Raw genomic sequence first — 7905 nt, 5'->3', positions numbered from 1 at the left:
GTCACGGGGGCCGCGACCACGTTCAGACCGAGAGCCGGCGCAGGGTCTCCTCGTGCAGCAGGCCGTTGGAGGCGACGGCGTCGGCGCCGCCGGGGCCGGGGACGCCGTCCAGGCCGGTGAAGCGGCCGCCGGCCTCCTCGACGATGATGCAGTTGGCCGCCATGTCCCACAGCGACAGCTCGGGCTCGGCGGCGATGTCGACGGCGCCCTCGGCGACCATCATGTAGGACCAGAAGTCGCCGTAGGCGCGGGTGCGCCAGCAGGCGCGGGTGAGGTCCAGGAACGGGTCGAGGCGGCCGCGCTCCTCCCAGCCGGTGAGCGAGGAGTAGGAGAAGGACGCGTCCTCGATCCGGGAGACGCCGGAGACGTGCAGCCGGGAGGCCTTGGCCAGGCTGCGGCCGCCGAACGCGCCGAGGCCCTTGGCCGCCCACCAGCGGCGCTGGAGCGCGGGGGCGGAGACGATGCCGACCACCGGGCGCTCGACGCCGTCCGGGCCGTCCTCCAGCAGGGCGATCAGGGTGGCCCAGACCGGGACGCCGCGGATGTAGTTCTTGGTGCCGTCGATCGGGTCGATCACCCAGCGGCGCGGGCCCGAGCCCTGGAGGCCGAACTCCTCGCCGAGCACGGCGTCGCGCGGCCGGGCGCGCTGGAGCACGGCGCGCACCTGCTCCTCGGCGGCCTTGTCGGCGTCGCTCACCGGGGTGAGGTCGGGCTTGGTCTCGACCAACAGGTCGAGGGCGCGGAAGCGCTCCAGGGTGACCGAGTCGGCCGAGTCGGCGAGGACATGGGCGAGTCGGAGATCGTCGTGGTAGTCGGCCATGTCCGAAACCCTAGCGAGCCTCCCCCGATCGGCACAGCCGGGCTCGCGGAGCGGGACGCGGCGGGCGCGGTGACGGCCGTACGAGCGGGGCGCGGACGCCGGGCGCGCGGCCGCTCAGTGCGCCGTGCCGCTGAGCTGGAGGCCGATGACGCCGGCGATCACCAGCGAGATCGAGACCAGCTTGAGCACCGAGCTGGTCTCGTTCAGGAAGACCATGCCGTAGATCGCGGTCCCGGCCGCGCCGATGCCCGTCCACACCGCGTAGGCGGGCCCGACCGGCAGGCTCTTCAGGGAGAGGGTGAGCAGGCCGAAGCTGCCGAGGGCGAACACGCAGAAGCTGACGGTGGGCCAGAGCTTGGTGAAGCCCTCGCTGAGCTTGAGGTTCACCGCGAAGCCGGTCTCCAGCAGGCCGGCCAGGACCACCAGGGCCCATGCCATCGCGCGCCCTCCCTGTCGGATCGAGAGTCGGACCGTACCCGGCCTGACTTTCCTATGATCGCCAGGGAGGGCCGCTCCGACACCTCGAACGGGCCACGAGCTTCGACGGGCCCCGGACACGACCCAGGCCGTGTCTCGTCATTCCCGTCCGACTCGAATGATGAGACACGGCCTAGTCGGCCTCGCCCTCCTTGCTGGCCAGCAGACGGCGCAGCGAGTAGAGCCGGGCGGCCTCGGCGTGGCCGTCCTCGACCCAGGCGTCCAGCGCGCAGTCCGGCTCGTCGTGGCTGCACGCGCGCGGGCAGTCGACGGTGCCGGGCTCCAGGTCGGGGAAGGCGTGGATGACCCGGGACGGGTCGATGTGCGAGAGGCCGAAGGAGCGGAAGCCGGGGGTGTCGATCACCCAGCCGGGGTTCAGCGCCTTCTTCGAGCCGGGTTTGGCGCCGGGCGGCGGGGGCAGCCGCAGCGCCAGGGCGGAGACGGTGGTGTGCCGGCCGCGCCCGGTGACGGCGTTGACGTGGCCGGTCTGCCGCCGGCGGTCCGGGACGAGCGCGTTGACCAGGGTGGTCTTGCCGACGCCGGAGTGGCCGATGAACACCGTGGAGCGTCCGCGCAGGTGCTCGCGCACCGCCTCGGCGCCGGTGGTCTCCAGCTCGTCGCGGCGGGTGACCACGTAGCCGATGCCGAGCGTGGCGTAGGAGTCCAGCAGGGTCGAGGCCGGGGCGAGGTCGGACTTGGTGAGCACCAGCAGCGGCTCCATGCCGGCGTCGTAGGCGGCCACCAGGCAGCGGTCGATCAGCCGGGGGCGGGGCTCCGGGTCGGCCAGCGCGGTGACGATGGCCAGCTGCTCGGCGTTGGCGACCACGATCCGCTCGTACGGGTCGTCGTCGTCCGCCGTGCGCCGCAGCACCGAGCTGCGCTCCTCGACCCGGACGATCCGGGCCAGGGTGTCGGCGTCCCCGGAGAGGTCGCCGACCAGGTTGACGATGTCGCCGACGACGACGCCCTTGCGGCCCAGCTCGCGGGCCTTCATGGCGACGACCTCGCGCTCCTGCTTCGTCCCCGGGTCGATCAGACAGGTGATCCGGCCGCGGTCGACGGTCAGCACCATCGCCTCGGCGGCGTCCTCGTGCTTGGGCCGGATCCGGGTCCGCGGCCGGGAGCCCCGGCGGGCGGGGCGGTTGCGGATGTCGTCCTCGTCGGCGTCCTTGCCGTAGCGGCGCATGTGCTCAGTCTCCGCTCAGAGGTCCGCCGTCGCTTCGCCGAGCAGCTCGGACCACATCCCGGGGAAGTCGGGCAGGGTCTTGGCGGTGGTGGCCACGTTCTCGACCTCGACGCCGGGGACGGCGAGGCCGAGGACGGCGGCGGCGGTGGCGAGCCGGTGGTCCTCGTAGGTGTGGAAGATGCCGCCCCGCAGCGGGCGGGGGCGGATGCGCAGTCCGTCCTCGGTCTCGGTGACGTCGCCGCCGAGGTCGTTGATCTCCTTGGCGAGCGCGGCGAGCCGGTCGGTCTCGTGGAGGCGCAGGTGGGCGATGCCGTACAGGTGGGACTCGGAGTCGGCGAGCGCGGCGACGGCGGCGATCACCGGGGTGAGCTCGCCGACGTCGTGCAGGTCGGCCTCGATGCCGTGGATCCGGCCGGTTCCGGTGAACTGGAGGCCCTCGTCGGTGAACTCGCAGGCGCCGCCCATCCGGGTGTAGATCTCGCGCAGCTGGTCGCCGGGCTGGGTGGTGTGCTTGGGCCAGTCCCGCACGGTGACCCGGCCACCGGTGACCAGGGCGGCGGCGAAGAACGGCGCCGCGTTGGAGAGGTCCGGCTCGACCACCAGGTCACGGCCGATCAGGGCGCCGGGGGTGACCCGCCAGACGTCCTTCTCGCCGCCGTCCTCGGGGGCGTCGACCTGGGCGCCGGCCAGTCGCAGCATCTCCACGGTCATCCGGATGTGCGGCAGCGACGGGACCGGGCCGCCGACGTGGCGGACCTCGATGCCGTGGTTGTAGCGGGCGCCGGAGAGCAGCAGGGCGGAGACGAACTGGGACGAGGAGGAGGCGTCCAGCTCGACCGGGCCGCCGTCCAGTGAGCCGGTGCCGTGCACGGTGAGCGGGAAGGCGCCGCGGCCGCCGTCCTCGATCCGGGCGCCGAGCGCGCGCAGGGCGTTGATCACGCCGTGCTGGGGGCGCTCGTAGCAGCGCGGGTCGCCGTCGAAGTGCACCGGGCCGTCGGCGAGGACGGCGAGCGGCGGCAGGAAGCGCATCACGGTGCCGGCGTTGCCGACGTCGACGGAGGCCGGACCGCGCAGCACGGGGGTGGGGATGACCCGCCAGGCCTCGCCGCCGCCGGTGCCGCCGGAGTCGTTGTTGACCTTCTCCTCGATGGTGACCCCGAGGGCGCGCAGGCCGTCGGCCATCAGCTGGGAGTCGCGGCTGCGCAGCGGGCGGCGCACCCAGCCCGGTCCGTCGGCGAGCGCCGCCAGCACCAGGGCCCGGTTGGTGACCGACTTGGAGCCGGGGATGGTGACGGTGGCGTCGACGGGGCTGGTCGCGACGGGGGCGGGCCACAGGGTCTCGGTCATGGGGCAAGTCTAGGGGCCGTACCGGAACGACCCGTGTCGCTCGGACGGGGGCCTCAGTGGAGCGGCTGGAGCAGCCAGGAGGTGCCGAGGCCGAGGCAGGCGAGGGTGACGAGCAGGAAGACGGTGACCCAGGCGAGGGCGGGGACGTGGGTGATCCGGGCCAGCTGGTCGGCGTCGGAGTCGCGGGCCCAGCCGATCCGGCGCTGGTGCTGGAGCTCCAGGACCGGGCGGACGGCGCCGAAGAGCAGGAACCAGCAGCCGAGGTAGGCGAAGCCGGCCTGGACCTCGGCGCTGCCGAACCAGGAGACCAGGAAGAAGGCGGCGCCGGTGAGCAGCACGGTGAGGAAGCCGAAGGCGTTGCGGATGCGCAGGAGCAGGGCGAGCAGCAGCGCGACCGCGAGCCAGAGCAGCAGGGTGATCCGGTCGGCGGCGAGCAGGGCGGCGCAGCCGAGGCCGAGCAGGGCGGGGGCGGTGTAGCCGGCGGCGGCGGTGAGGACCATGCCGGGGCCGGTGGGGCGGCCGTAGGAGAGGGTGAGGCCGGAGGTGTCGGAGTGCAGCCGGATGCCGGCCAGTTTGCGGCCGGTGACCAGGGCGATCAGGCCGTGGCCGCCCTCGTGGGCGATGGTCACGGCGTTGCGGGCGACGTGCCAGAGCGGGCGGGCCAGGACGGTGAGCAGGGCGGCGGCGCCGGTGGCCAGGACCAGCCACCCGGGTGGGGCGGTCTGGGTGCCGCTGACCTGGTTCCACAGGTCGGCGAGGGTCTGGTCGTTCGTGTTCATCGGTGTCTCTCCGCCTCCGTCCGTCGTGCCGGGCCCTTGTGGCGGGCCGTCGGGTCGGGCCGTCGCGCTGGGCCGTCGCGCTGGGCCGTTCGGGGCAGCCTCCCATGGAGGGACGGGCGGGCGGGAGCGGGTGGTTGCGGTGCGGGGACGAAGAGGTGCCGAGGACCGGCGGCATGGCAAGCTGGCCCGCATGTGCGGTCGGTTCGCAGCCAGCAGCAAGCCCGAGGACCTCGTCGAGCTGTTCGGGGTGGAGCACTGGGAGCCCGAGGAGACCCTGGATCCGAACTGGAACGTGGCGCCGACCAACAGCGCCTTCGTGGTGCTGGAGCGGCTGGCGAAGGAGCGGCCGTCGCGGGCGGTGCGCCAGCTGCGGGTGCTGCGCTGGGGGCTGGTGCCGCAGTGGTCGAACTCCGCCGAGACGGCGGTGAAGATGATCAACGCCCGGTCGGACACGGTGCACGAGAAGCCCTCGTACCGGCAGGCCTTCGCGGCGCGCCGGTGCGTCCTGCCGGTGGACGGCTACTACGAGTGGCAGACGGTGCCGGGGGAGCGCGGCAAGGCGCGCAAGAAGCCGTACTTCGTCTCCCGGGCGGACGGCGGTCCGCTGGCGCTGGCCGGGCTGTACGAGTTCTGGCGCGACCGGGCGGTGCCGCCGGGGCACCCGCAGGCCTGGCTGGTGACGTTCACGATCGTCACCACGGACGCCGAGGAGTCGCTGGCGCCGATCCACGAGCGGATGCCGCTGTTCCTGGACCGGGAGGACTGGGACGCGTGGCTGGACCCGCGGCTGACCGACCCGGACGCCGCGCGCCGGCTGCTGATACCCCCGCCGCCGGGCGCACTGCGGGCCACCCCGGTGTCGCCGGCGGTCGGCAGCATCCGCAACAACGGCCCGGAGCTCACGGAGCCGTGGACCGAGGTCGTGACCACGCTGTTCTGACGCGGCTGTTCCGACGCCGCTGCCCGAAGCCGTCCCCGAGTCGTCCCGAAGCCGTCCCGAAGCCGTCCCCGAGTCGTCCCGAACGTTCCTGGAGTCACCGCGATGAGCACCACCGAACTCGTTCCCACGGAGGCCGGCGAGGCCCGGATCACCTACCACCGGGCCGCGGAGCCCAGGGCCGTGCTGGCGCTCGGGCACGGCGCGGGCGGCGGGACCGGGGCCCGGGACCTGGTGGCGCTGGCCGGGGAGCTGCCGGCCCGGGGGATCACCGTGGCGCTGGTCGAGCAGCCGTGGCGGGTGGCGGGCAAGAAGCTGGGCCCGGCGCCGAAGACGCTGGACCTGGGCTGGCGGCCGGTGGCGGAGCTGCTGGCCGGGCAGGGGCTGCCGCTGGTGGTGGGCGGGCGCAGCGCCGGGGCGCGGGTGGCCTGCCGGACGGGGGCGGCGACCGGGGCGGTGGGGGTGGTGGCGCTGGCGTTCCCGCTGCACCCGCCGGGCAGGCCGGAGCGGAGCCGGGCCGAGGAGCTGCTGGGGTCGGGGCTGCCGACGCTGGTGGTGCAGGGTGCGGCGGACCCGTTCGGCGGGCCGGGGGAGTTCCCGGAGCTGCCGGAGGGGCACGAGCTGGTGGCGCTGCCGTACGGCAACCACGGCTTCGAGGTGCCGAAGCGGGCGTCGGTGGGGCAGCGGGAGGTGCTGGACCTGATCTGCTCGTCGGTGGGGGACTGGGTGCTGGCGCTGGTCTGACGGTTCCGGCGGGGCGGCCTCGCCGCCGTGAGCGGACGGCTTCCGCTCGATCACTCGTGCGAGTGAAGGGCGGGGGTGGGTGGGAATGCGGGCGGGGTGCCGGTGGTTGTCGTGTCCGTCAGCAAGGAGTCACCGGTGAGAGGCAGGGCAGATGGGTTCGATCGCGTGCCCCGAACGGCCTGAGGAGCGCGAGGCCGCCGCGGCGTTCGCCCGCTCCTGGCCGGAGTGGCTCGACGCGGGCGAGAAGCCCGTCAGCCCTATATCCTCCATTTCTGGGCGGCCCGCCGTGGGCCGTGCCCGTCATGCCGAGGAGGTGGGTCCGGTCGTCGGGACCGAGCACGAGGCCGATCCGGGCCGTGGCCCGGACGAGGCCCTGCCTGCGGGCGAGGCGCTCACCGGTGAGGAGCTGGCCGAGGCGATCGGTGAGGACACCTACCGGGTGTCGGCCGAGGAGAGCGAGGAGGCTCGGCGGGAGCGCTTCGAGCGCGACGCCCTGGGCTTCCTGGATCCGATGTACTCGGCGGCGCTGCGCATGACGCGCAACCCGGCCGACGCGGAGGACCTGCTCCAGGAGGCGTTCGCGAAGGCGTACGCGTCGTTCCACCAGTTCCGTGAGGGTACGAACCTCAAGGCCTGGCTGTACCGCATCCTCACCAACACGTTCATCAACTCGTACCGCAAGAAGCAGCGGGAGCCCCAGCGCACCGCGGCGGAGGAGATCGAGGACTGGCAGCTGGCCAGGGCCGAGTCGCACATGTCGACGGGTCTGCGCTCGGCCGAGACCCAGGCGCTCGACCACCTCCCCGACAGCGATGTGAAGGACGCGCTCCAGGCCATTCCGGAGGAATTCCGGATCGCCGTGTATCTCGCGGACGTAGAAGGCTTTGCGTACAAGGAGATCGCGGACATCATGGGTACTCCCATCGGTACGGTGATGTCCCGGCTGCACCGCGGCCGCCGTCAGCTGCGCGGCATGCTGGAGGATTACGCCCGTGAGCGCGGGCTCGTCCCGGCCGGCAGCGGGGCAGGGCAGGAAGCGAAGGGCTCGGGCTCATGAGCTGCGGCGATCCGCACGAAACCGAGTGTGGCGAGGTCCTCGACCACCTCTATGAATTCCTCGACAACGAGATGCCCGAAGGTGACTGCGCAAAGTTGCGGGTGCACTTCGAGGAGTGCTCGCCGTGCCTGAAGCAGTACGGGCTGGAGCAGGCGATCAAGGCGTTGATCAAGCGCTCCTGCGGGTGCGACGACACTCCGGCGGACCTGCGCGGCAAGGTGCTGGCCAGGATCGACTCGATCCGGTCCGGGCAGCGTTCGGGCGAGCAGGTGGTGGTCGCGGTGGAGACCACGGTCGAGGTGCACGTCGAGTCGGCCAGGCCGGCGCCCAGGCCGGGCGTGGTGGCCGAGGAGGCACGGGCCGGTCTGCCGCCGGCCGAGCGGCCCGGCGCGCCGGTCGAGGCCGGCGCCCAGGCGGAGTGACGGCCGGTCGGGCGAACGCCCGTGCGGAGGCCGCGCGGACGGCCGACCGCCCGGCGCGGTAGCCCGTCGGCCCGTCGGCGAGGGCGGGCCGACGGTTCGGACAAGGAGGGCAGCGGCCCCGGGAGCGTACGCTCCC

General features: G+C 73.6%; 8 protein-coding genes and 1 pseudogene. 4 read left to right on the top strand and 5 right to left on the bottom strand.

All coding sequences use genetic code 11. From position 1 onward, the window contains the following. Positions 1-22 precede the first annotated feature (22 nt). From hisN to ACFRMQ_RS34810, 5 genes are all read right to left on the bottom strand, one after another. Positions 23-820: a histidinol-phosphatase gene (hisN, locus tag ACFRMQ_RS34830; protein ID WP_380734798.1), complete on the bottom strand. Its 798-nt coding sequence runs from the start codon at positions 818-820 to the stop codon at positions 23-25. Positions 821-934: 114 nt separating this feature from the next. Next, positions 935-1258 carry a DMT family transporter gene (locus tag ACFRMQ_RS34825; RefSeq protein WP_380734797.1) on the bottom strand — a complete coding sequence of 108 codons (324 nt, stop codon included), beginning with the start codon at positions 1256-1258 and terminating at the stop codon, positions 935-937. A gap of 172 nt (positions 1259-1430) precedes the next feature. After that, complete coding sequence (gene rsgA, locus ACFRMQ_RS34820; protein ID WP_380734795.1) at positions 1431-2483, bottom strand: ribosome small subunit-dependent GTPase A; 1053 nt, start codon at positions 2481-2483, stop codon at positions 1431-1433. Between the two features lie 15 nt (positions 2484-2498). Next, on the bottom strand, positions 2499-3830 hold the full coding sequence (gene aroA, locus ACFRMQ_RS34815; protein ID WP_380734794.1) for a 3-phosphoshikimate 1-carboxyvinyltransferase: 1332 nt from the start codon (positions 3828-3830) through the stop codon (positions 2499-2501). Positions 3831-3883: 53 nt separating this feature from the next. Next, on the bottom strand, positions 3884-4609 hold the full coding sequence (locus ACFRMQ_RS34810; RefSeq protein ID WP_380734793.1) for a M50 family metallopeptidase: 726 nt from the start codon (positions 4607-4609) through the stop codon (positions 3884-3886). 190 nt (positions 4610-4799) lie between these two features. Between ACFRMQ_RS34810 and ACFRMQ_RS34805 the strand changes: the two genes are divergently transcribed. The 4 genes and pseudogenes from ACFRMQ_RS34805 to rsrA all read left to right on the top strand — a co-directional run. After that, positions 4800-5549, top strand: coding sequence for an SOS response-associated peptidase (locus ACFRMQ_RS34805; protein WP_380734792.1), 750 nt, complete (start codon positions 4800-4802; stop codon positions 5547-5549). Positions 5550-5651: 102 nt separating this feature from the next. Next, positions 5652-6290 (top strand): alpha/beta family hydrolase, encoded by a 639-nt coding sequence (locus ACFRMQ_RS34800; RefSeq protein WP_380734791.1) that lies wholly within the window; start codon positions 5652-5654, stop codon positions 6288-6290. Positions 6291-6441: 151 nt separating this feature from the next. Continuing rightward, positions 6442-7347 carry a sigma-70 family RNA polymerase sigma factor gene (locus tag ACFRMQ_RS34795; protein WP_380734790.1) on the top strand — a complete coding sequence of 302 codons (906 nt, stop codon included), beginning with the start codon at positions 6442-6444 and terminating at the stop codon, positions 7345-7347. Continuing rightward, a pseudogene (gene rsrA, locus ACFRMQ_RS34790) lies at positions 7344-7637 on the top strand (mycothiol system anti-sigma-R factor); the annotation flags it as partial. The gene ACFRMQ_RS34795 and the pseudogene rsrA, both read left to right, overlap by 4 nt. Between the last annotated feature and the right edge of the window lie 268 nt (positions 7638-7905).

The organism is Kitasatospora sp. NPDC056783, from assembly GCF_042789895.1.
Classification (GTDB): Bacteria; Actinomycetota; Actinomycetes; order Streptomycetales; family Streptomycetaceae; genus Kitasatospora.
Note: the sequence above shows the minus strand (reverse complement) of the source record. Positions and strands in the feature narration are given on the sequence as shown.